We start from the raw sequence: 24,094 nt of genomic DNA, 5'->3' as shown, positions 1-24,094 counted from the left end.
GTTAAACAGTAGAACGAGCAATTCTAGGCTTGTTCGACCAATTCATGCACTAATTTGCGGACTAATTCAGGGTCAACGTGTGATTCAACTTGCGCATGGCCGATGCGGGTTGGCAGTACCCAGCGTACACTGCCTTTGGCGCGTTTTTTATCCAAATTGAGCGCTGCTAGGGTCGCTTCAATATCCAAATCACGCGGCAGGGCGGTTGGCAATTCGAGTGCTTGCAACAAAGCTCGTTGGCGCTCGGCCTCGGCGCTAGACCACATGCCAAGTTGCACCGCCAGATTAGCAGCAAAGGTCATGCCAATCGCTACCGCTTCGCCATGCACATAGCGTTTGTATTGGGTCGCGGCCTCGACAGCTTGACCCAACGTATGGCCATAATTGAGCAACATACGTTCACCGGTTTCGCGTTCGTCGCGATTGACCACGCCAATTTTGACCGCCGCCGAGCGTACCAACAGATCGCTGGTGATCTTGGCGGGCACATCATTGAGGCTTGCCCCTGCTTGCTCCAAATCGGCGAACAATTGCGCATCAGCAATCACGCCATGTTTGACGGCTTCGGCCCAGCCTGCTGCCCGTTCGCGACGTGGCAAACTGCTCAGCACCGCATCATCAATTAACACCAAACGTGGCGGATGAAACGCCCCAATTAAATTTTTGCCACGCGGGTGATTAATGCCCGTTTTGCCACCAATGCTGCTATCGATCATTGCCAAAATGGTGGTTGGCAGTTGCACCACCGCGATGCCACGCAAAATTGAGGCCGCGATAAAGCCTGCTAAATCGCCAACCACGCCACCGCCCAATGCCAACACCGTATCGCCACGCTGCACCCCATTTTCGAGCAGCCATGTATACAGTTCACCTGCTTGCTGCCATGATTTGCTGGCCTCTTGCGCCGAAATATCGTAGCGTTGGCATGTGAAACCGGAGTTTTCCAAGGCTCGAATCAAGGCTGGCGCATACATCGGCCCAACATGGCTATCGCTGATTAGCCAGCATGTGCCAGTGAGACCAAGATTAGCTAATTCATTGGGCAGGGCTGCCAGTGCGCCGCTTTTGACATAATAACGACTGTTGAATGAGCTAAACACTTCGCTGACCTGCGGTTTGCCCACCAAACCCCAAGCCCGAATCAGTTGTTCGACCACAATTTGCGGAGCCAAGCCATCGGTCTGAATCGTCCAGTTGGCGAGGGTGCTGTAAAGTGGCAAACGCTCGGCAAGTTGAATGACCAGTTGCTCATTAATATCGCTCGCCAGTAATGGCCGAGGATTGGCTTGATCGGCAGTTAAACGTTTAACCAAGGTGCTGATGGCGCTGGTGAGATAGACACACCAAGCCTGTTCGCGCAGCAATTGCCGATTAACTTCGCGCAAAACGATGCCGCCGCCACAGGCGATAACGGCTTGATCTGTTTGTAGTGCTTGGACCAAAGCGGCGGTTTCGCGCTCACGAAAGCCTGCTTCGCCCTCTTGGCTAAAAATATCGCTAATACTTTTTTCAGCGCGTTCGATAATCAGTTGATCTAAATCGATAAAACGCCAGCCGAGCGCTTGGGCTAAACCTACGCCAACCGTACTTTTGCCTGCGCCGCTTGGGCCAATTAACGCAATCGATTGCCCAGATGGTTGCATGTTTGTATCCTTCCATTACCAATAATGCCAAACTTGGCATCCCATCTGTGGCGAATGGTAGCACCTTTGGCAATGCTCAGGCAAATTGTTGGATCAAAAGTTGAGCAGTGGTCATGGCATTAGCCTGATCATCACCGCCAGTTGCCACAACCAGCAAAAGAATCAAGAGTATAATAACCACCAACAACATAAAAAAAATCACACCACGATCCATAATGCAACCTCCTTGGGAGTGTGAAACAGCCGCGCCTGCGGGTGCTATGCGGGTTTGTTTGCTGCTAGCACAATGATGCCTGATTCGCCTAGGAGTCTCTAGATGTGCAGATTACGAGTGCATTACGTAGGTATCGCAATAAGCTGAGGAATTCCTGAGATGGCTATAACAACTGTGCGCGAGGCATTAATTGAGGCAGCTAACCATTTGATCAGCGCTTCGCTGACCCCGCAACTTGATGCTCGCGTGCTGCTAGCCCATATGCTCGGTCTTACGCCGACCCAAATGTTGGCTGCATTCAACGATCAGCTCTCGACTGAACAAGTTACTCAATTTCAAGGCTTAATTGAGCGGCGCAGCAGCTTAGAGCCAATCGCCTATCTGATTGGCTCGCGTGAGTTTTATGGCTTAACGTTTAATGTTGATCGACGGGTTTTGGTGCCACGGCCTGATACTGAGATTTTGGTGGAGCAGGCATTAACCTGGATCAAACAGCAGCAACGCCCATTAGTTGTAGCCGATATTGGCACGGGCAGCGGTTGTATTGCGGTGGCGGTGGCCAAACATGCACCCAATATTAAAATGTATGCGGTTGATCTTTCGCCCGCTGCCTTGGCCGTGGCTCAAAGTAATGTGGAGCGTCATGGCTTGCAGCAACAGATTGAGCTGATTCATGGCGATGGTGCCAACCAATTACCAGAACCAATTGATTTGCTTTTGAGCAACCCACCCTATACCTTGCTCGACGAAATTGAGCCTGGAGTACGCTTGCATGAGCCAACTCTGGCGCTCGATGGCGGCCCCGATGGGCTTGATTGCTATCGTCAATTATTGCCAGCAACGGCGGCAATTTTGCGCCAAGGCCTGCCGAGTGCAGCGCTATTTGAGATTGGGGCTTGGCAAGGGGCAGACGTTATTGCCCTTGCGCAAGCCAGTTTTCCGCAGGCCAAGATTCAGCTTGTGCGCGATTTGGCCGCCCGCGATCGGGTTGTGCAGATCGAGCAGGCCTAGCGTGCGCCGAAGTTGACTGTCCAGTAAATTTGGTATTCTGAATTGGGATTACGGGCGATCCCAACCCCAATTTCGCTGACATCGGCATACAGAATGTTGGCGCGATGACCTGGACTTTGCATCCATGCATCGATAATTGCTTGAGCATCGGTATAGCCAGCCGCTAAATTTTCGGCCCAAGCTCGCCATGTGTAGCCTACCCGTTGCATGCGCTGGCCTGCGTTCGAGCCATCGCTACCAGTGTGCTCGAAAAAGTTGTTACGAGCCATATCGTCGCTATGAATTTGGGCAGCTTGGTTGAGGGTTGAATTGATCGTCAAGCTGCTTAATCCAGCTTGGCTGCGTTGACGATTGATTGCGTCAACCAAGGCTGTGATTTCGCTCGGATAGCTTGGGGCTGGCTGGGGCTTGAGTTCAGCTCCTAAACGGCCAAGCAGCACGCCTTTTGCGCTATGATCTTCCAGCCGAGCGCGTTCAAACCACTGGGTCATCACCCAATCGCCATCGGGGTTTTGTTCGAGGCGTGGCTCGGTCAGCGGCAAGCCTAGCAAACTCAACGACTGTTCGTAGGCATTCAACGAGCCATCAAGTAAGCCATGATTTACCCAATAGCTCAAAAATGGTTCGCAAACTGAGCGCCCAGTTTCGTTAAATACTAAACAGCCTTGGGTGCTTGGGTTGGTTTTAGGAGAATTGCGCCAGTTGCCGTGGTTGCGTTCGTAGATTTCGGCTCCCAACCGCCCCAGCAGCACATCATAGGGCGCAGCCAATTCAGGGTGTAACTCAAAGCGTTGGCGTTCAAAATATTGAGTTGTAAATGTGCCATTAGCAGTTGTTTCGCTTTGAGCAGGCGAGAGCGGATAGCCAAACACTGCCAAACCACCATTTTGTTGCCAATAGCTCAAAAAACGCCCACTAATACAATTGCTAATGCCTGGCACATCGGCAAAACACAGGCTGGTTTGGGCAGCAGCAGGTTTGGGGCTAAAACTCAAACTGCCGATAATTAGCATCAAAATTAACATAAAACGCAGGCGCATAGGTGCTCCTTGGTGCGAAGGTCGCCGTCAGTAACTTTATTGTACCGAGGCCTGGCCTGAATCAACGCGGTACTTTCTGGCTAAAAGCGACTAGCACAAACTGCTACCGCTAGTCCTAGTATGATTGGCAGATTTAGCCTAGGCTAGACCTTTGTTTTTACAGCGGTTTTGCGGCATACTCGACAAACAACCAAACTACGGGAGATCAGGTTATGCAACGCATTGGCTTTCCAACCTTCACGACACCATTAATTGGCCGCGATGCTGATGTTGCAGCGCTGGTGACACGTTTGCGCCAATCGCCAACCCGTTTTACCACTTTGCTCGGCCCAAGTGGCACTGGCAAAACCCGCCTGAGCATTCAAATTGCTGATCGCTTGCACGCTGAGTTTCGTGATGGCGTGGCCTTTATTTCGTTAGCAACCCTCGACGACCCCGATTTGGTGATTCCAACGATTGCTCGCACATTTGGCTTGGCTGAACGCGGTAGTTTGGTGTATGAAGAAGCGTTGGTACAATTTTTACGCGAACGTCAATACTTAATTGTGCTCGATAATATGGAGCAAGTGATCGAGGCTGCACCGCATGTGATTGGCTTGCTGAGCCAAACCGAGCATGTGCGAGTGCTGGTAACCAGCCAACAAGCTGCCAACGATCCCCAAGAAGAAGTGATTCCGATTCCACCATTGGCGATTCCGCTGGGCGGTGGCTCAGTCCAAATCGAAACCATCAGCATGAGTCCGGCGGTCGCGCTCTTTTTGGATCGGATTCGGCGCGTGCGACCCGAATTTATGCTTGATCACAATAATGCTTTGCATATTGTTGAGATTTGTCGGCGTTTGCGCGGCTTGCCCTTGGCGATTGAGTTGGTAGCAGCGCATAGCGATAAATTACGCCCCGCCGATTTGCTCTTGTTGTTGCGCAATTATCTGCCTGCTGAGCAACATGTGGGAGCCGCGCCAGCCCCCGAACAAGTGCTGCACCCGGTTTTGGATTGGTGTATTTCTTACAGTATTCCGGCGATTCGCTGGTTGTTGCCACGCTTGGGGGTCTTCCAAGGCGAGTGGACGCTGAACCAAGTTCAATTATTGGCCAATGAAGCGCCAAACACAATTGATATTGCCAAAACGCTCCAAGCCATGGTTGCCAAAGGCCTGCTGCTGAGCAACGCCGCCTCGGAAGAGCCAACCTATAGCATGCTCGATACAATTCGCCAATATGCGGCCCGCCAACTCAAGCGCAATGCCCAACTCGACCATGCTTGTCACGAGTTGCATGCCAAGGCTTTTCAACAATTGGCAATCGATATTGATACTGGCATTCGCCAAGGCCAAGGCATGGTCTGGAGCAAACGCCTGAATCAAGCGATGCCCAATGTGCGCAGTGCTTTGCAATGGCTCTATCAACAACAGCGCTACAGCGAAATTGCCCGCTTAATTTCGAGCATGGTGCTGCCATTATTTCAACAAGGCTACATTCGCGAAGGATTAAGCTGGATCGCTCGGATTGGGGCGCATGCTGCTAGCTTCGAGCCGGAAATCCAACTGCATTTTGGCTATGCCAACGGTCTACTTTCCTATGCAATTAGCGATTATCCCTCGGCCTTGCAGGCCTATGGAGCGGCGCTGACCCATGCCAAGACGCTCGGCGATTTGGATTATCAGGCGCGTTTGTTGAACAACCAAGGCATGATTTACGCCGAGCAAACCAATTATGCGGCGGCACGCCAAGCCTATGAAGCAGCCTTAACGATTCGCCAACAACAATCCAATGTCTGGGGCGAGGCGATTATTTTGAACAATCTTGGCTCAGTCACCCAATTTCAAGCTGAACACCAAGCCGCCCGTGAATATTTCCAAGCGAGTTTGGCAATTTACCAACAAATGGGTGACCAGATGAGCCAAGCGGTCTCGTTTCAAAATATTGCTAGCACCCATTTGAATATGCACGAATATGCCGAGGCTGAGCACTTATATCGTGAGAGCATCGCGATTCATCGCCAAAACGAAGAATCACCACCATTAATTATGGCTTTGTATGGCTTGGGCTTAGCCTTGCTGCGCCAGAATGCTGATGAACGCCGTGAATCAGGCGAAATGTTGCATCAAGCAGTCACGATGGCGGCTCGGCTGAATGTCCAACGTTCATTGGCAATTGCCCTGGAAGGCTTTGCTGAATGGCTGGCAACGCCCAATCCTGAGCATGCGGCCTATTTGGTTGGTGGTGCGGCCAGTTTGCGCAATGCCTGCGATGTTGGCTACTCGGCAGTTAGTTGGCACGATATAACCAGTTTGCGCGAACAACTTGATCGCAGTTTGGGTCAGGCTGAGCGTCAAGCCGCCGAAGCTACAGGCGAAGCCTTGAGCCAAGCCGAATTGCTGCTGCTGGTTTCTCAAGCCTGATTTGGCTCTAAATCGAGCAGCCAACAGCGTAACAGCGTGGCTAATTGTTCGCGCTGCTCGCTACTCAAACTGGCAATCAAGCGTTGTTCGTTGGCAAGATGCGCCTCGACGGCTCGATTGATCAGATCTAACCCCTCGGCTGTGAGCTGCACCAACAGGCTGCGCCGATCGTGCGGATCGGGAATGCGCTCGATCAAGCCCCGCGCGGCCAAGCGATCAAGCCGATTGGTCATGGCTCCTGATGAGAGCATCAAGGTATTGAACAAGGCGGTTGGGCTACGCTGATAGGGCGCTCCCGACCGCCGCAAACTGGCCAGCACATCAAATTCCCCGCGTTGTAAGCCAAATTGGCCGAATATCCGCGCCAAATCACGGCTCAAATGTTGTTCCAACCGCGCAATTCGCCCAATCAAGCCCATCGGCGTAGCATCAAGCTCTGGTCGTTCACGCTGCCACTCAGCAATAAAACTATCAACTTGGTCGTGCATAGATTATCTCGATATAAAGATACTTGACATGAAGATAGATTAATTATATCTTGATGTCAAGATAAATACTCAATACCATCAGCATAGCATATCTGGGGTGCTGGTGACATCTAGCGAAGTTTGTGTTGATCGGCTAATGATGGAATATGCTCTTTGATTATCCCGAATCGGCAGCTAGAGGATTGGATTTTAGTGCTAGTGGAGGATATTGGCTATAGTGTGTAGGCTGGTTGGTTATCTCGAATGCTGCATCCAAATCACTGCGTTTCATTTCCCTGTTTTGGAGAGCCGGCGGGCACCAATTAATGTTTCAACGTTGGCGACGAGGTGGCTAAACTGGCCGGAAGTTCGAGCACATCGCAGCCAGCTGCTTGTAAAAAGGCTTGCTTACCTTGTATAAAAGCATGATCAACCGTCGTAACCAGAACGGGGATCTACACCGTATTTGGATCAAAATGGAGTAATTTAAGTAATGGCCAGCCTGGAGCGGATGCTTGAAGGCCTACATCGAGAATAATTAAGCTCGGTTGACTATCCCGTAACTGTTGATAGGTCAGGTCGGTGGTCAGGTAGGTGGTTGTAGCATAGCCGGCTTCGAGCAAGAGTTCCTGTAATAAATCTAATAATGCCACATCATTATTAACAACAGCAATCGTTTGGGGCACCATAGGATGCTGCTTTATGATGGACTAGCGTAGGCAGCAATTGTCTGCGCATTGTGATCGATGCGGAAATTCCGCAGCCGATCATGGTTTCCGCTTGCATTGGGTCAACCCAACGCAAGCGGGATGGATTAGGCATACGACTCCGGTTGACTCTCGGCGGTGCGCGTAGAGGATGGATTAACCAGCCTCAGTCGCATTGGTCGGAGGGTAGTAACCAGCAGCGATGAATGACACGTCGCACAGATCACGATGCTGCCGCAATGCAAGACCCCCGAGAGTCCTTGTTTAGCACGACAGACGGGACAGGCAACCACGGTTATGCGCGCATAGGTGCTCATACCGTACGCTTTGGCACATCATCGATCCATGGATCAAGGCGCTCACCGGTTTGTGGATTATAGTGTTGTGGCCCAGCCTCGACGGCGAGTGGCATGGTTGTTGTTGGTGGCATCGCAGCATCAATGGGAATCAATGGTCGTTGGACAGGAGCGGCCTGCCCACGCTGGCGGAGGTTCGTATAGTAGGTCTCGATCTGGCGTGGAAAGGCAAACAAGCCAACCACCAGCATCCCACTGGCCAAGGCAGTCAATAGGAGCATCCATAGAGGTAGGGCTGGTGTTTGCCAATCGAAGAGGTGAATCGAAATCGCCGTTGTGTTTTGGAAGCCGATTGCTGCAAAGAGCAAGATTAAGATTCCAGTAATAATGCCAAGAATGGCTTTCATGAGGAGGACTCCTTTGCCCATGGTCGCACTGTGCTGCATGCTGGGGAGCTGGATATTGATCCAACCAGTCCAACAACGCAGGAACAGAAATTCCACGGCAATAGTAGATCCATTCAGGAGCAGTTCCTGAATAGGTGGTAGGTGGTGCAGCCATCGATGACGATGGAGACACGCAACCCATAGATGTGGGTTATCACCATAGAAGAGAAGGGGAACTCGGTGTGATAGGATAACCAACGGTTATCGATGGGGGAGTGGCCGAGTTGAGGAGCACGATGCGCTTGAAGTGATACACAAGAGCATCTATGTATCACTATAGCACGCTTTCCATAATAAACAAGCTGCTGGGTATCGTTTCGCCTCAACAATCATAAACCCGTTTCAATCATCTCGCTACTCTCCCTATTGAGATAGTGCCTACTCTTTAATTGCATGGATTTAAGTGGAACAGGGTTATCAAAGAACTTAACGGATGGCTCTCATTCATCGTTCAGCACGAACCATTCGAACGCCACAATCCTGATGCTGAACGTGCATGACACTATAGCGCTATGGTTTTTCATCGACGTTATGACAAAGCGATGATCGATGAGCTCCCGCTTGATGCAATAATCACGGCAATAACGTGAGCCAAGTGGTGCCTGTCGTTGTGTTTATCATGCGATAGTGCTATACTAGGTAGGTGAAGTATATCAACTGTATTTCACCTACCTACCTCTTAACTCGGCCATATCCCCCACTCGATAACTATTTTGGTTATCCTATCATTCCGAGTTTTCACTCTTCAGATGGATGTTAATAATTGTCGGTGTGTTGAACACCATCATTGTTGCTGGCGAAAACGCTACCATACCATAATGGTCGCTTGATAGCTGCAATTGCTGGTGATGCCCACCGACAAGAATCCCGCATGGTGACGCGCAGTTGCATCGGCATGTACTTAAAGGGATACGTCATCAAGCTCCGAATCATCCACTAGGGATGGCTTGGAATTAATTGTTGTTGTATGCACCCCTGTTGCTGTATGCACGTTCAATCAACCCGCTGGCTGCGCCGCGAGATAGGACATATTGATGAAGCCGAAAGGGATGCAGATCTTATTAATTGACCATGATGGGCATGGCATACCCATCATTGCGTCGATCATCACGGCAATTCAAACCGTCCAGTATCGCCTGGTTGCGGTAGCCGACCTCCACCATGGCCTGAGTATGCTGGCAACTCGTCAGATCGATGTTATTCTCGTGCGGCTTCCATTGATGGATAATACCGGCATGATCATCCAAACGCTGTCTGATCATGCATCAACCTATCCACTCATTCTCTCCGCCCCAAACACCGATGATCATACCCTGATCCCTATGCTGCACGTCGGGGTTCATGCCACGCTGTTCGACGATGAACTTACGCCAGCACTTTTTCAGCGGACACTCGACTATGGGTTTGCCCGTGTCGCTCAATTAGCAGCAGAAGATCATGTCCAAACCCTCACCAGCACGCTGGCAGTATCGCTTGACATAACCCATCAGATTGAACATCATCTGGCAATTGCGATCCATGAACTCCAAACGCCCATCAGTATTTTGCTCGGCTATATCGACTTATTTGAGCGACGGGTTGCGACATGGGGCGGAATTCCGCTGCGCGAACGGCAAATGATTAATACGATGCGGATGCAAGCGATTCACGTAGGACGATTGGTTCCAACGTTGCTTGATAGCACGCTGATGACGCACGAGCTTGGGCCGATTCAGCGGCGTTCGCTTGAACTAAGTGCGGTGCTACGAACGGTCGTTGGAGCCATGCAAGGCATGCGAGCCTCGCATCTCTTAGTGCTGCGGGTGCCCGATGGAGCTGTGTGGATTGAGGGCGATTATGGGCGCTTAGTTCAAATTTTTCAGAATCTCTTGCTCAATGCCCTGCACTATAGCGGGATTCATAGTGAAATTACCATCACCCTCGCTGCTGATGGGCAGATCACCATTCAGGATTATGGGGTCGGGATCTCCGCCGATGCTCTTGTGCAAATTGCCCGCCCATTTTTTGACACTGCTGATCCCCATGGGGCAGCACGGATTGGTCAAGGACTTGGCTTGGCAATTGTGCAAGAACTCATCCAACAACACGAGGGCAGCATCACGATTGCCAGCGCGGTTGATAGTGGAACAACCATCACCATCCAGTTTCCCTGTAGTGTCCGGCCAACCCGCCTACCGGAACATACTGCATCAATGCTGGTGAACTATCCCAACATTGCTGGTATTCAAGGGAGCACGCTATGAAAAAACGCTATGTTCTGCTCTGGCTGAGCCTGATTGGTGGGCTGATGCTGTTGGGGAGTGCTAGCCCACAACCACAGGTGACGATTGGTGGGCTGAACATTCTCGTGTGGCACCTGCTCATGGCGATCGTTCTCACCATGCTGAGTGAGTTAGCGCTGCGGTTCATTGCTTTCCAATATCATGAGTATCGCACACTCTACAACCACCCATCCACCCATTGGAATCAATGGCCAGATGATCCGCTGCCATCGAAACCAAGCATTCGCTAACCCAACGGCTGTGTTGGAAGGGAGTTCGTTATGGTGGCCTTTTCGCCCACCACGCTCATCGAAACTGTCCTGATGGCTATGCCTTGTCCTGATACGCTGGGCACATGTACGGTGCAAACGGTGTTTGACCGTGAGCAACAGCAGTATATGGTGGTGGTTGCTGGTTGGCACGGGCAGCATCGGATTCATCAGTGTCTGGTGCATATCGCCTATCACGATGAGCGGGTTTGGATTCATTGTGATCATACAATCCATGGAATTTCTGAGCGCTTAATCGCCGCAGGAATTCCTGCCAGTCACATTTTGCAGGTTTTTCCGCTGGTTGACCTCCGCATGCCCTAGCGGCCTATGACGCTCCCGATCATTTAAGAAAGGGGCTATCGATGGATAGTCATTGGTTTACCCCCGATCATCAGCACTATTTTCAGGTAGGGATTGATTCCTATCCGCATCCTGTTCCGGTTACCAATGCCCTGCGTTGTCTCTTGTTTGGGTTTAGTCAGCAGGATCATCCGCTGGTGATCCATCCCCTGACCTTTGCTGAGCCGAATCATTTTGGCACCTTCACGCAGCGCTGGATGAGTCCTCAGCTGCAAGGGAATGCCATCGCAGGCTGGACAGGCTTTATGGCCTTACGCTATTTGTTGGGCTACTTTAGCCAGTGGGTGCTGCTCCCAGCGACGATTCGCTATCAGGCGTGGCATCCGACCGCCCGCACGGTTACGCCGCCAGTGCAGGTGATTGCCGCCATTCGGGCCTGGGATGTGGGCTGGGAACAGCAGCTTGATCCCCTTTTGCCACGGATTGAAACATTGCGCCACCCGCAATATGCCGCTCTGGCAGGGTGATTGCTTCCCGTTAGTATAGGAGGTGTGGCATGCCGACACCGATTCGCTCAATCTTAATCATTGGAAATTATGCTCCACGCCAGTGTGGCATAGCAACCTATACCACCGATTTACGCATGGCCTTGCTTGACGCGTATCCGCAGAGCAGGATCGACGTGATGGCCATGAATGATACGCCCGCAGGCTATGACTACCCCGATTCAGTCGTCTTTACGATTGATCAGGATGACCCCTATGCCTATTACCAAGCTGCCGATTTTATCCGTTTGAGTTCCTATGACCTTGTGTGTATTCAGCACGAATATGGGATTTTTGGTGGGGCATCGGGGCGGAATCTGCTCTTGCTCATTCGTGCGATCACGATTCCAATTGTGACCACCTTGCATACGGTGTTACGCGAACCAACCGCCGATCAACAGACGATTCTGTGGGAGCTTGCGCAACGATCACAACGGATCATCGTGATGAGTTCGCATGCGGTCGATCTCATGCATACGATGTATGGTATTCCATTGGCTCAGATTGATTGTATTCCGCATGGCATTCCTGATCTGCCGTTTCGCGATGGCGATGAGGATAAACAACACGCGAATCTGATTGGCAAGCAGGTTTTGCTGACCTTCGGCTTGCTTTCGCCAAATAAAGGGATTGAAGATGTCTTACATGCGTTGCCATTGCTGATCAAACAGCATCCGCATGTGCTGTATCTGATCGTTGGCGCAACCCATCCAACCGTTCGTCAAACTTTTGGCGAGGCCTATCGGGAGATGCTTCAGGCCTTAGTCGAGCAACTTGGAATTCAAGCGCATGTGCGGTTTCACGACCAATTTGTGAGTCCTAGCGCTTTAGCAATGTATATGGGTGCGGCTGATATTTATATTACGCCCTATCATACCCAAGAACAAAGCGTCTCGGGTACTTTAGCCTATGCGATTGGGGCAGGCAAGGCGATTGTCTCGACACCCTATTGGTATGCAACCGAACTCTTGGCCCATGGTGGTGGCATGCTGGTTCCGTTTCATGATCCAGCGATGCTTGCTGAGCAGGTTAACACGCTTTTAGCCGAACCCCAGTTGCGTCAAACCATCCGCGAACGCGCCTATCAACGTGGGCGCACGATGCTCTGGTCGGTTGTTGCCACGCACTCTATGCACAGTTTTATGCAGGCACGGACTCACCCCCTCCATCCCGTGCTCGTGCTGGCGAATCAACCAATCAAGCCCGATTCGCCGATCATCCCGCCGTTATGTCTTGATCATCTGATCGCCATGACTGACGATATGGGCTTGATCCAACATGCGATCTTGAATATTCCCAATCATCACGAAGGCTATGCGACCGATGATAATGCGCGGGCCTTGATTGCCACGATGCTGCTTGATCCTATCCAAGAACCACAGGCCCAGCGCTTGGCAATGCGCTATATAGCGTTTCTCTGGTATGCCTTTAATCCAGCGACCCAACGGTTTCGCAACTTTATGGGGGCAAATCGGCAGTGGGGAGAGGCGACCGGCTCGGAAGATGCCCATGCGCGCAGTATCTGGGCACTTGGCACGGTACTTGAACAGAGCCATGATCCGGGTTTGTGTGGCGTTGCGCAACGACTCCTCCGTTTTGCGCTTCCAGCGGTGGCTCAGCTGACTCACCCACGGCCATGGGCCTTCGCATTGTTGGGGTTCGCTGCCTATCGTCAACGTTTTCCTGGTGATCGCACGGTTATGGCCAGCCAATTGCACCTCGCTGAACACTTATTAGCCCGCTTTCAAGCGGCGCATCAGCCTGATTGGGAATGGTTTGATGACCATCTGACCTATGATAATGCGGTGCTGCCGCATGCATTAATTGTCAGCGGTCAAACCCTTCAGCGCCCCGATATGGTCGAGGCTGGATTAACGGCCTTGACCTGGCTCTGTGCGATCCAGCGGCCTGAGGCTGACCATTTCAAGCCCATTGGTTCGAATGGATTTTTCCAGCGTGGGCACGCTCCAGCCCACTATGATCAACAGCCAATTGAGGCGCAGGCAACCGTGCTGGCCGCATGTGCCGCTTTTGAAAGCACCGGCGATTCAGGCTGGTACGATGAAGCCCAGCATGCCTTTTATTGGTTTCTCGGCCACAACGATGCGGGTGTAGCGCTCTACGATCAGCGCACTGGTGGCTGTGCTGATGGGCTGGAAATTGATCGGATTAATCAAAATCAGGGGGCCGAATCCACCCTCGCATTTTTAATTGGCCGATTGACGATTCAAACACTTACACCACCAATCAGGCGCGGAACAGCGGAAAACACGTCAGCTAGCGTGACCCGACCACCGCGCATTCGGGCGGATTTAATTCCGCCACGTGATTCAAGTTTATCAAGGCCATTGTAGTGTCTCTTGGCGAGGCAGTCTGGAATAAATGATGATGCAACCTAATCGACTCGATCTCTTCGCACGCCATCCAGCCAACCCGATTTTACAAGCAAGCGATTGGCCGTACCCGATTAATAGCGTGTTTAACCCTGGTGCAACCGTGCTCGCCGATGGGACAACCTTGTTATTATGCCGCGTTGAAGATCGGCGTGGCCATTCGCATTTTTGTGCAGCTCGCTCGGCCAATGGGCTTGATCAGTGGCAAATTGATGCCCACCCAACCTTTGCCCCCGATCCACAGCAGTATCCTGAAGAACGCTGGGGGATTGAAGATCCACGCATTACCTATCTTGAGGAATTAGCGGCCTATGGGGTTGTGTATACCTCCTATGCGACTGGTGGGCCTGGGGTTTCCTTGGCAACAACCACCGATTTCAAGACCTTTACCCGCTATGGGGTCGTGATGCAGCCCGAAAATAAAGATGCGGCGCTCTTTCCGGTGCGGATTAACGGCTTATGGGCGATGATCCATCGTCCAATTGGCGCACAAGGGTCGCATATTTGGATGTCGCTCTCACCGGATTTGCGCCATTGGGGCCAACACCAATGTATGCTTGAGGCTCGTAAAGGCGGATGGTGGGATGCCAATAAAATTGGATTGTCGCCACCGCCGATCGCCACCGAGGAAGGCTGGTTGATGATCTATCATGGCGTTCGGATGACTCCTGGTGGGTGTCTCTATCGGATTGGCGTAGCCCTGTTTGATACCGACCATCCTGAGCGTTGTCTGCGGCGTGGTGAACCATGGGTCTTGAGTCCGCACACGGAGTATGAACGCCATGGTGATGTCCCCAATGTGATTTTCCCCTGTGGCGTGACCGTCCTGCCGGATGGCGATACGCTGCATGTCTATTATGGAGCCGCCGATAGCTGCATTGCGGTTGCGATTGGGAGTATTCGCCAGATTCTCGATTGGCTGACAATCTATGGAGTGGCGACATAAGCCCAGGCCGCTGGATTGCTCGAAGGCTGGTTGGTCAACTGAACCGCGAACATGGTATCTAGCTAATTGGAAGAAGATCGAGGTTCAATCGTTCTCGTAGGCACTCAACCAAAAACTATTAACCTCGTCGCGCATGAAACTGTCTCGATATAAAGATACTTGACATGAAGATAAATTACTTATATTTTGATGTCAAGATAAATTATCAATCCCATCACTATTGTTATTAGGATAGTGCTGATGGGATTTAGCGAAGGCGGCGGCGATGCAACGACTATGGAATATGCTCTTGACCGCGATTGCTCCAATCTTATGGGGCACAACCTATGTCATTACCACCGAGTGGTTGCCAGCCAACCGTCCGTTGTTGGTCGGCGTAATGCGAGCCTTGCCCATTGGCTTGATCTTTTTGGCCTTGGGGCGGCAATTGCCCAAAGGCATTTGGTGGTGGCGCTCGTTGGTGCTGGGCGCGTTGAATATTGGCTTCTTCTTCCCATTATTATTTATTGCAGCCTATCGCTTGCCTGGTGGCATCGCCGCCACGTTGGGCGCATTGCAACCATTTATCGTGGCGTTTTGGGGCTGGGTGGTGCTCAAAGAGCGGGTCAGTTCGCGCTTGCTGTTGATGGCGGGTTTAGGTGTGGTTGGGGTTGGCATGATGCTGCTCAATCCACAGGCTCAACTTGATGCTTGGGGCATGCTGGCAGCCTTTGGTGGCGCGATGCTCTATGGCGTGGGCATTACCCTCAACAAACATTGGGGGCGACCAGTGCCATTATTGACCTACACCGCTTGGCAATTGGTGGTTGGCGGCCTGATGATTGTGCCAATTGCCCTGTTGATTGAAGGCCCACCCCCCGCCTTTACGACCAGCAATTGGTTGGGTTTTGGCTTGATTGGCCTCGTTAACACAGGCGTGGCGTATCTCTTTTGGTTTCGCGGCATCGAGCGCCTTAAAACCTCCACCATGTCGTTTTTGATTTTGCTTAGCCCAGTTTCAGCGACCGTGCTGGGCTGGCTGGTGCTCGATCAGCGCCTGAGTTGGTTGCAAATGTTGGGCGCGTTGGTGGTACTGGCTAGCATCGTATTAAGCCAACTGCCGAGCCGCCAGCCAACACCGCGTTTGCAGGTGGCATGCGAGGCTAGCGGTCAGGGGTAAGCGATCAGTAGCATTGAGAATCCTCGCTGCGTACAAAGCTCGTTAAGTTCATCGCACGCTGCCTGCCAACCACCAATCGTCCTTGAGGGGTGCAGGGGATTAAAGCCCCTGCGTCTCCCGCCTTGAGGTTCGACGGAAGGGTGGTGACCAATCCAAATCACGGCTTGAATAAGATTTCCGTGAGCCAATTTAGGTTGTTATAGCCTTCGCGATAGTGCCACCAATAACGATGTGGCTCATAGGCCATATTTGGTGCTCGGGGTGTATCAATCGATTCTAATTCGTTAATAAATGCTTTGGGCATGGCAATCGTCAAGGCAAGATTGAGCATGATTGCTTCGATTTGCCATTGCGCTGGGTCATCTGCAAAACAGTGTGGCCCCAATGCATCCATTAAATCGCGGACTGAGAGCAAATTGTACAAAAGGTAGCCACAGGCCTCAGTGTATTTATGCGCATTCGCGCCATATTCATCTTCAAGTGTACCAAAAAAGCGCTTCTGATACTGCTGATAATCCTTGACCAAATCCAAACGCTGCTCATCTGTCCAAGGGTGAGCTTGTACAAGGCTGTGCATAATTTCCCACTGTTTGCGGTAGCGCTGGTTCTCAGGATCAGCGGAATCTTCAAGTAGGTAGCCTTCGCTTTCGATTTCCATCGTTTTATCGGCAATAATCAACTGGCTCATCAAGGCTTGGTTGTGGTGATTTAGTTGCACACCCAGCCATTTACTTTGCGGCGAACGATAACCGCGCATAACTGCCAGTAAGGCACTTAATTGAGCGTCACGAGAGAATAAGAGTAGTGGGGCAAATACACGAGGTTCATGGGTCATTGTTGCTCCAAAATATGTAGAAATACTATTCTCGCTATTGCCAAATGATTAAACCACGCGACCTTTGGCAATCGTCTGGTCAGCAATTCGCAAGACAAATTTTGAGCCTCTTGGCAACGCTTTGATATGCTCTTTAATTCCATGCAGATCGAGATGACCACGTACAGGCTGTCCAAGCGTGACCGTTTGATCTTCCTCAAGCAATAGCAGCCGCTCAGTCCCATTCAACTCATAATTCTCACCCTCGAAAAGCCTGCCATAGATAAAGCCATAATGCATATACGAGGCCTTTTGAAATTGCTCCAGTTGCTTGGCTGCAATCGTTAAGTTTGCCACGATTGATCGCCCATGATCTTCAAGCAGCTGAATACCTTGGCCTTTGGCCAGAATGGGGTTATTTATTTTTGGAAGTGTTGCGTCGTTGACGTAGTTTTCAGTAATCATCCATTGCTGTTGTTCTGCAAGCCAATGTTGATTGTGGATTGCGGATTGATTCAGGCTACTATTCTTGATTTTAAATGCTACTGGAATATGCTTCGGCTTAGTAGCGATTGATGCGTGCCCCGCTGCGAGTGTGATGTAACCGTTGTGCAGATCATACTCATTTAAATGCTTGCCATAGAATAATGAATAGACTCGGTTTGGATTATTCGCTGGTAGTGATAAGAATGTGACTTCAACTGGCAGATCATAATGGGCATATTTGCGAACAGCCTGCTCTAAATTCAACATCTGGGTTACATGGCCTGTACCATCAAGCCGTTGTGCTGAACGAAGCCAAAACGGTGTTCCGACTGTTAGTTGCCCTAGATGATAGTATGGGCTAAGAAATGCAAGATAGGCTTGGATAGTTTCGCCTGGCATGACATAGCGATCTTCATCGAGCAGCATCATAAAGCACCATGCTTGCTGATCATCGGCTCCATAATACAATTCGGCTCGGTAATAGTAATGCGCAAAGTGCTTTCGGCTTGGGTTTTGGTCAAACGTAATTTCAACCGCAATATGATGATTCAATGTTGTGCTCATCTGTCTCTCCTTTGCTTGAATTAGCTTATTCTAAAGCATAAATCCCCTCATGAGCCAGTGTTCCCTGCATCTCTCCAACCCGTATTGAGCAAATATCAGCAAGCTGCCCGATTCGCCGACTTCTACGGATCGGCTTGCAGGAGCGAATTTTTAGCTTTAAATTTCTAATCTAAAATTAATATAAGATAGATTGACATTTATTATCAACTTGAGTTACACTTTTTATCAGATGAACTGATACTTCGCGAGGTATTGATGAATCCTATCTTGACTCAGTGCCCGGTTTGTTCGGGCGAACTAACCAGTACCCGTTTGGAATGTGCAATTTGCAACACGGCGATTGAAGGCCAATTTACCCTAGGACGCTTGGGTCGCTTGACCCGCGAGCAACTGAGCTTTGTGGAACTCTTGGCACAACATCGAGGCAACGTCAACCAAGTCGCCACTTCGTTGAGTGTCTCATACACCACTGCTCGTATGCGTATGGACGAAATTGCCGCCGCTTTAGGTGCACCGCCTTCAATCACGCGGCCTGATTCGCGTGAGGTGTTGCGTCAACTTGAAACAGGCGAACTGAGTGCTGAAGAAGCGCTCAAACTGTTACAAGGCTAGGGAGGTATTTCAAATGGCAACCGAAGAACGCATGCGCATTTTGCGCCTGATTGAAAATGGCCAGTTGACTGCCGAAGAAGGTGCGCGTTTGCTTGGCGTGATGGAGCCAAACAATCGAGTTTCGCGCCCGCCACGTGCCCAGTGGGTGCGCATTCGGGTCACCGATTTGAAATCCAACCATCACAAAATCAACGTCAATATTCCGGTTGGCTTGATTAGCATTGGTTTGAAACTCGGTGCACGCTTTGCTTCCAACAAGCATACAACCCTGAACTTCGATGAAATGCTTGAGGCAATTCGCGGCGGCATGACTGGCAAAATTGTCGATATGGAAGATCTTGAAGACGGCGAACGAATTGAAATTGTGGTTGAATAAGGAGTCTGGACGATGCAACAACGAATTAATGTCGGTATGAATCCAACCGTAGCGGTCCGCATTTGTGAAGGTAGTTTGCGGGTAATTGCCCACGATTTGCCCGAAGCTTGGTTTGATGTTGATGAAGATGAAATTAGTTTTCGCGCCCAAGAAGGCCATCTCTCGATCGAGCGCTGCTCTGATGATTTGGAATTACGCTTGCCCCATGGCGCAGTTTTAACCATTGATGTGGTTCAAGGTGACGTTGATCTGACTGGTTTGAGCGCTGTACATACCCGCCAAATTGAAGGCGATATTAGCGCCCGTGATGTGCAAACCTTTGAAAGCGACTCGGTGCACGGCGATGCTAGCTTTACTAAAAGCGCCAAACTTAGCCTTGCCAACGTTGATGGTGATCTCAAAATCTATGAGAACACTGATACTGTGGTGATTAAAAATGTCAATGGCGATGCCAAAATTAGCCAAGCCCACAATTTGACAATCATCAATGTGAATGGCGATTTGAGTGCGAGCGATCTGTTTGGCGATGTGGCGATTACCCGCGTCAGTGGCGATGCAACCCTGCGTGGTGCGATCAAGAGCCTTGCACCAATCCATGTTGATGGCGATTTGAAATTAGGCATCAACTGGCTACCTGAGCAAGTCTATCGCGCTAGTGCCAATGGCGATGTTGTGTTAGAAGTTGCCGATGACGCTAATTTGAGCATCAATGGTTTTGTGCAAGGCGATGTCTCGGGTATGGGTGATCGCGAGCCTGGCTCGATTAGCCTGACTTGGGGCACGGGTACGGCTCGCTTAGAATTGAATGTTCAAGGCGATTTGAGCATTCGCGGCGCGGCCGCAGCAGGCCAATCGAAGAGCGTTGGTGGCAATAATTGGAGTGGCAACTGGAATTGGAATAACGACGATTTCAATCGGGCTATTCGCGATTTCACCGATGACTTAGCCTCGATGGGCCGCGATATTGCCGCTCAATTCCGTGAAATGAGCCGCGATTGGCGTGATGGTAAGGGCGAACGCACCGCTGAACGGGCACGTCAAGCCACTGAACGCGCCACCGAACGCGCAGCCAAAGCCGCCGAACGCATGAGTGTGCGAATCAACGAACGCGAATATCGTTTTGATCCTGAGCGAATTGAACGTTTGAAAGAGCAAGCCAAGCGGGCTGCTGATGAAGGCATTAGCCGTGCTTACGAAGCAATTGGTCAAGCCTTAGGCAATATCGAAAAAAATATTGCTAGCCCAAATGCGCCACGCCCGCCAGCACCACCAGCGCCACCAGCACCGCCAGCCGCACCGCATGCACCTCAAGCGCCAAACGCGCCGCATCGGGTGTCGATCAGCGAAGATGATGGCTCATCATCAAGCCAACATGTGGCCTACACTGGCGATACCGTGCGGATTTCGCCAGAGCAAGCTGCCGCTGCCCAAGCTGCCACCGCAGCCCCAGCCGAAACGCCAGCCGTCGATAAAACCCAAGAACGCTTGGCAATTTTGAAGATGGTGCAAAGTGGCAAGATTAGCGCTGACGAAGCCGCACTCTTACTCGAAGCCTTAGGCTAAACTGTTCGTTCAACAGGTGGGCTGGCTTGCTAGCTCGCCTGTTGCCTTTTAAGCTTCATTAACTGAATTGCGAACCTCAGCGATGCTCATGGTTGAAAGTAATTGCAAAAATACTTCAACGACTAATGGATCAAAATGCTTGCCCGCCTCGCCCGCCAAATAGTCCATAATCCGCTGATCCGACCAGCCTTTGCGATATGGCCGATCAGAACGCAAGGCATCCCAAACATCAACCACGGCAAATACTCGCGCCGCCAAAGGAATTTCTTCGGCCTGCAAGCCTTTGGGGTAGCCGCCACCATCCCAGCGCTCATGATGATAGTGCGGAATATCCAGTGAGCCTTGTAGGTAGCCAATTGGCGCAAGCAGTTGATACGCATAGACCGGATGCCGCCGCATAATCACCCATTCTTCATCGTTGAGCGGCCCTGGTTTGTGCAAAATTGCGTCGGGCACGCCCATTTTGCCAATATCGTGCAGCAAAGCGCCTCGCCGCACATGGATTAACTCTTCGGCGCTAAATTGACCCATCGCGGCGGCCAGCCGTTCAGTCATCCAGGTAACCCGTTGGGTATGGCCCTCAGTCTCGTGATCACGCAAATCTAAGGCGCGAGACCAACCCTCAATCGTCATATCGTAGGCGCTGGTAACTTCACGGTTGATTTGTTGCAAATGTTGGAACATGAGCGCGTTATCCAAGGCGGCGGCGACCTGGCTGGCATAGGTTTGCAGCATATCGTTGCGCTCAGCTTGAAAGAAATCAGCTTGGTTGCTCTGCAAATTGAGCATCCCAAAGGTGTGATTATGGCTGACCAATGGGAAGGCCATGGTTTGAATTGGCTCATTATGCGTAGCAGGTTGGGTCGATTCAATCTCAATTTGAATGCTGGGCAACGGTTGCTCAGCGTTATGTTCGTGATACTTGAGCTGATCAGCCTGATTGAGCGTGAGCCAAGCCCGTTGTGCGCCAAAAATGCTAACACAACTATCGGCTACATCGCGGGCCAATTCCTCGACTTTAAGCTTGGTTGTTAGGCGTTGTGAGCTGTAGTAGAGCGCTGTCAGAGTTTGCATTTGCAAGTCAAGTTGGGCTTGGGTATCTTTATACGAGCTAAGATCCTCAATCATCGCAATCATAAATAATGGCTGATCAGCTGCATCTTGGACTAATGAGGCACACAAACGACCCCAAACAATCCCACCATCAGAGCGAATAAACCGTTGCTCAATTTGATACGAATCGCATAATCCGGCGCGAAGTTCTTGATTTAAGCTCATTTCAAATTGGCGATCATCGGGATGGGTGAAATTAACAAAGGCTTGTTGTTGCAATTCAGCTTCACTGAAATTAAGCAACATACAAGCAGTTGGGTTGGCGCTAAAGACCACGCCATTATTATCAATTAAGACAATCCCGATTGCTGCATGCTCGAAGATTGCCCGAAAACGAGCTTCGTTGGTGCGCAAGGCTTGTTCTGCTGCGCGTTGGGTGGTGTTATCGCGCAGCGTGGCAATCGTCACCGCCTCACCATTAATTAACCCAAGATCAAGATTGACCAACGCCCAAACCAACTCGCCGTCATTGCGCCGAAAAGCCATCTCGCGGTCGCGAATCTTGCCTGTTTGCTGGGCTTGCTGAATTAAACTAGCCCGTTGATCGGGATTGGCATATAACTGTTCGAGCTTGATTTGCATCAATTCGGCATGGCTATAGCCCATCATTTGGCTGCCAGCTGGGTTGATGGCGATGACCGTGCCATCGAGTTTGGCCATGCCAATGCCAATTGGAATAGTATCGAACAAAAGACGATATTGGGCTTCAGAATGGCGTAATTCTGCTTCGATACGTTGCCGTTCGAGTAACTCGGCTTGGGCTTTTTGCATGGCTTTATAGACCAAGCGCCCGCTGACCATCTGAAATACCAGCATAATGCCAAGGTAAAAGCTATAACTGAGCCAACGCGAAACTGGGGTATAAACAAGCGCTGGAGTTGGTAAAAGCTGATTCAACTCGAGCAGCACGGCCACAAATGTTGCCGCTAAACTCAGACAGCCAATAATTACACTTGCCAGTTCGCTCAACAAAAAGCTAGCGGTAAAAATGACGAAAAAATAGGCAATAATCGAAGGCGAGCTAATGCCACCAGTGCTCAACATCAAACCCGTAAATAACAACCAAAACAACCCAACAAATAGTTTTCCCGCTAGATCCAGCTTGTCGCGTTTGATTAAGAGCCAGATTCCACCACAAATCAGGTTGACAATCGCTAGCAACAACAGGCGTGGCCAGCTCGTGGTTGTCAAGGTAAAGCTCAAGATAACTTGGATGGGAGTAAAGACCCAAATAACGCTTTTGAGCATGACAACCAATAACTGTTGACGTGATTGGGAATCGGCTAGTGTGCGTGGAATAAACGAGCGCCAGTGCATAACTCTCACCATAGATAGACTAGCGTGGTTGAGCAATGTTGGGCAGCAATGTAGCTAGGGTATTCGCAGAACGTAGTGAGTTAAGTATACTATAGGCTTGGTATAAGTCGATGGGCTAAATTTGCCAACTTCTTGACAAACCTAGAAAATCGACAGACCATACTCTTTGTTTGTGTGAGGGCCGTTCCCATGCATTTTCCTAGCGATCTCCGCGCCTATGGAATTGAATCGCATTGGCTGAATACTGCGCCAATGACCCGCCGTCTGTTGTTTGTTTATGCTCACCCCGATGATGAGAGTTTTGGTAATGCTGGCACAATTGCCTACTATGCTCATCATGGTGTGAGTGTGCATTATATTTGTGCAACGCGTGGCGAGGCTGGCGATGTTGACCCAAGTTTGTTACAAGGCTATGGCGATATTGCAACGCTCCGCTCAACCGAGTTGGGCGAGGCGGCGAGTGCTATGGGTTTGGCGGCCTACCATTTCTTAAATTATCGTGATTCGGGCATGCCTAATACGCTTGCTAACGAGCATCCCGAGGCTTTAGTGCAAGCCCCAGTCGAGGCAGTTGCCGCCAAAGTCACCGCCGCCATTCGCGCAATTCAGCCGCAAGTGGTAATAACCTTTAATGAATATGGAGGGTATGGCCATCCTGATCATATTGCCATGCATCATGCCACCCACTTGGCCTTTGCGCGGGCGGGCGATGGCGCTTGGCTACCTGAGCAGCTTGATGCAGGCTTGCCAACCTGGACACCGCGCAAACTCTATTACTCAACTTTTAATCCATTAATGATCAAAATGATGCTGCGTTTGTGGCGACTTTCAGGCCGTGACCCACGTAAGGGCGGCAATAATGGTGATATCGATTTTGTGAAAATTTTAGAAGCAGTGAACCCGCCAACTGCCAGCGTCGATTGTTCTAGTGTGGTTGACCAAAAAGTTGCTGCTTGGCAAGCCCATCGTAGCCAGCTGGGCCAAATGGGGCTGAGCCTTAAATTGCCACGCCTGTTGCGCCAACGCTTTCTTGGCCGCGAACAATTTAGCCGGGTCGCACCCCAGCCCAACGGCTACGAACGCGATTTGTTCGAAGGAATATGATAGAAGAACATAGAGCATAGAACATAGAGCATAGAACATAGAG

General features: G+C 50.8%; 22 protein-coding genes. 13 read left to right on the top strand and 9 right to left on the bottom strand.

What is annotated here, in order from left to right:
• Window positions 1-23: 23 nt before the first annotated feature.
• Window positions 24-1,643: a 3-dehydroquinate synthase gene (gene aroB, locus LCH85_22500; GenBank protein MCA0354775.1), complete on the bottom strand. Its 1,620-nt coding sequence runs from the start codon at window positions 1,641-1,643 to the stop codon at window positions 24-26.
• A gap of 76 nt (window positions 1,644-1,719) precedes the next feature.
• The gene (locus LCH85_22495; GenBank protein MCA0354774.1) at window positions 1,720-1,857 is read right to left on the bottom strand and encodes a hypothetical protein; all 138 of its coding nucleotides are present in this window, start codon (window positions 1,855-1,857) and stop codon (window positions 1,720-1,722) included.
• A 159-nt stretch (window positions 1,858-2,016) separates the two neighbouring features.
• On the opposite strand from LCH85_22495, the gene prmC reads away from it, so the two are divergent.
• Window positions 2,017-2,868, top strand: coding sequence for a peptide chain release factor N(5)-glutamine methyltransferase (prmC, locus tag LCH85_22490; protein ID MCA0354773.1), 852 nt, complete (start codon window positions 2,017-2,019; stop codon window positions 2,866-2,868).
• Here prmC and LCH85_22485 read toward each other — a convergent pair.
• Window positions 2,865-3,908 (bottom strand): CAP domain-containing protein, encoded by a 1,044-nt coding sequence (locus LCH85_22485; GenBank protein ID MCA0354772.1) that lies wholly within the window; start codon window positions 3,906-3,908, stop codon window positions 2,865-2,867. The two genes, prmC and LCH85_22485, sit on opposite strands and share 4 nt — an antisense overlap.
• A gap of 212 nt (window positions 3,909-4,120) precedes the next feature.
• Here LCH85_22485 and LCH85_22480 point away from each other — a divergent pair, with 212 nt between their 5' ends.
• The gene (locus LCH85_22480; protein ID MCA0354771.1) at window positions 4,121-6,310 is read left to right on the top strand and encodes a tetratricopeptide repeat protein; all 2,190 of its coding nucleotides are present in this window, start codon (window positions 4,121-4,123) and stop codon (window positions 6,308-6,310) included.
• Here the strand turns inward: LCH85_22480 and LCH85_22475 are convergent.
• From LCH85_22475 to LCH85_22465, 3 genes are all read right to left on the bottom strand, one after another.
• Window positions 6,301-6,798: a MarR family transcriptional regulator gene (locus LCH85_22475; GenBank protein ID MCA0354770.1), complete on the bottom strand. Its 498-nt coding sequence runs from the start codon at window positions 6,796-6,798 to the stop codon at window positions 6,301-6,303. The two genes, LCH85_22480 and LCH85_22475, sit on opposite strands and share 10 nt — an antisense overlap.
• Before the next feature lie 434 nt (window positions 6,799-7,232).
• Entirely contained in the window at window positions 7,233-7,466 is a 234-nt protein-coding gene (locus LCH85_22470; GenBank protein ID MCA0354769.1) for a hypothetical protein, read from the bottom strand.
• A 331-nt stretch (window positions 7,467-7,797) separates the two neighbouring features.
• Window positions 7,798-8,187 (bottom strand): LapA family protein, encoded by a 390-nt coding sequence (locus LCH85_22465; GenBank protein ID MCA0354768.1) that lies wholly within the window; start codon window positions 8,185-8,187, stop codon window positions 7,798-7,800.
• A gap of 1,073 nt (window positions 8,188-9,260) precedes the next feature.
• On the opposite strand from LCH85_22465, the gene LCH85_22460 reads away from it, so the two are divergent.
• From LCH85_22460 to LCH85_22430, 7 genes are all read left to right on the top strand, one after another.
• On the top strand, window positions 9,261-10,469 hold the full coding sequence (locus LCH85_22460; protein MCA0354767.1) for a HAMP domain-containing histidine kinase: 1,209 nt from the start codon (window positions 9,261-9,263) through the stop codon (window positions 10,467-10,469).
• On the top strand, window positions 10,466-10,738 hold the full coding sequence (locus LCH85_22455) for a hypothetical protein (protein ID MCA0354766.1): 273 nt from the start codon (window positions 10,466-10,468) through the stop codon (window positions 10,736-10,738). The genes LCH85_22460 and LCH85_22455 overlap by 4 nt, the downstream gene beginning before the upstream one ends.
• A 30-nt stretch (window positions 10,739-10,768) precedes the next feature.
• Complete coding sequence (locus LCH85_22450; protein ID MCA0354765.1) at window positions 10,769-11,080, top strand: XisI protein; 312 nt, start codon at window positions 10,769-10,771, stop codon at window positions 11,078-11,080.
• 41 nt (window positions 11,081-11,121) lie between these two features.
• Entirely contained in the window at window positions 11,122-11,586 is a 465-nt protein-coding gene (locus tag LCH85_22445; GenBank protein ID MCA0354764.1) for a hypothetical protein, read from the top strand.
• Between the two features lie 29 nt (window positions 11,587-11,615).
• Window positions 11,616-13,958 carry a glycosyltransferase family 4 protein gene (locus LCH85_22440; GenBank protein ID MCA0354763.1) on the top strand — a complete coding sequence of 781 codons (2,343 nt, stop codon included), beginning with the start codon at window positions 11,616-11,618 and terminating at the stop codon, window positions 13,956-13,958.
• Window positions 13,959-13,986: 28 nt separating this feature from the next.
• Complete coding sequence (locus LCH85_22435) at window positions 13,987-14,943, top strand: glycosidase (GenBank protein MCA0354762.1); 957 nt, start codon at window positions 13,987-13,989, stop codon at window positions 14,941-14,943.
• 265 nt (window positions 14,944-15,208) lie between these two features.
• Window positions 15,209-16,102, top strand: coding sequence for a DMT family transporter (locus tag LCH85_22430; protein ID MCA0354761.1), 894 nt, complete (start codon window positions 15,209-15,211; stop codon window positions 16,100-16,102).
• Between the two features lie 157 nt (window positions 16,103-16,259).
• On the opposite strand, the gene LCH85_22425 is transcribed toward LCH85_22430, so the two are convergent.
• Together LCH85_22425 and LCH85_22420 are read right to left on the bottom strand one after the other, a co-directional pair.
• A complete protein-coding gene (locus LCH85_22425; GenBank protein MCA0354760.1) occupies window positions 16,260-16,937 on the bottom strand; it encodes a hypothetical protein in 678 nt (225 codons plus the stop codon).
• Window positions 16,938-16,985: 48 nt separating this feature from the next.
• Entirely contained in the window at window positions 16,986-17,966 is a 981-nt protein-coding gene (locus tag LCH85_22420) for a hypothetical protein (GenBank protein MCA0354759.1), read from the bottom strand.
• A gap of 255 nt (window positions 17,967-18,221) precedes the next feature.
• Between LCH85_22420 and LCH85_22415 the strand changes: the two genes are divergently transcribed.
• From LCH85_22415 to LCH85_22405, 3 genes are read left to right on the top strand one after another with little or no spacing between them, the layout of a single operon-like run.
• On the top strand, window positions 18,222-18,578 hold the full coding sequence (locus tag LCH85_22415) for a DUF2089 domain-containing protein (GenBank protein ID MCA0354758.1): 357 nt from the start codon (window positions 18,222-18,224) through the stop codon (window positions 18,576-18,578).
• Between the two features lie 13 nt (window positions 18,579-18,591).
• Entirely contained in the window at window positions 18,592-18,954 is a 363-nt protein-coding gene (locus LCH85_22410; protein MCA0354757.1) for a hypothetical protein, read from the top strand.
• 12 nt (window positions 18,955-18,966) lie between these two features.
• Window positions 18,967-20,517 carry a hypothetical protein gene (locus LCH85_22405; protein MCA0354756.1) on the top strand — a complete coding sequence of 517 codons (1,551 nt, stop codon included), beginning with the start codon at window positions 18,967-18,969 and terminating at the stop codon, window positions 20,515-20,517.
• A 48-nt stretch (window positions 20,518-20,565) separates the two neighbouring features.
• Here the strand turns inward: LCH85_22405 and LCH85_22400 are convergent, their stop codons facing one another.
• Window positions 20,566-22,947, bottom strand: a complete 2,382-nt coding sequence (locus LCH85_22400) for a PAS domain S-box protein (GenBank protein ID MCA0354755.1) — start codon at window positions 22,945-22,947, stop codon at window positions 20,566-20,568.
• Between the two features lie 189 nt (window positions 22,948-23,136).
• Between LCH85_22400 and LCH85_22395 the strand changes: the two genes are divergently transcribed.
• The gene (locus tag LCH85_22395; GenBank protein MCA0354754.1) at window positions 23,137-24,051 is read left to right on the top strand and encodes a PIG-L family deacetylase; all 915 of its coding nucleotides are present in this window, start codon (window positions 23,137-23,139) and stop codon (window positions 24,049-24,051) included.
• Window positions 24,052-24,094 lie beyond the last annotated feature (43 nt).

The organism is Chloroflexota bacterium (genome assembly GCA_020161265.1).
Taxonomy (GTDB): Bacteria; Chloroflexota; Chloroflexia; order Chloroflexales; family Herpetosiphonaceae; genus Herpetosiphon.
This window is presented reverse-complemented; position numbering and strand designations above follow the sequence as displayed.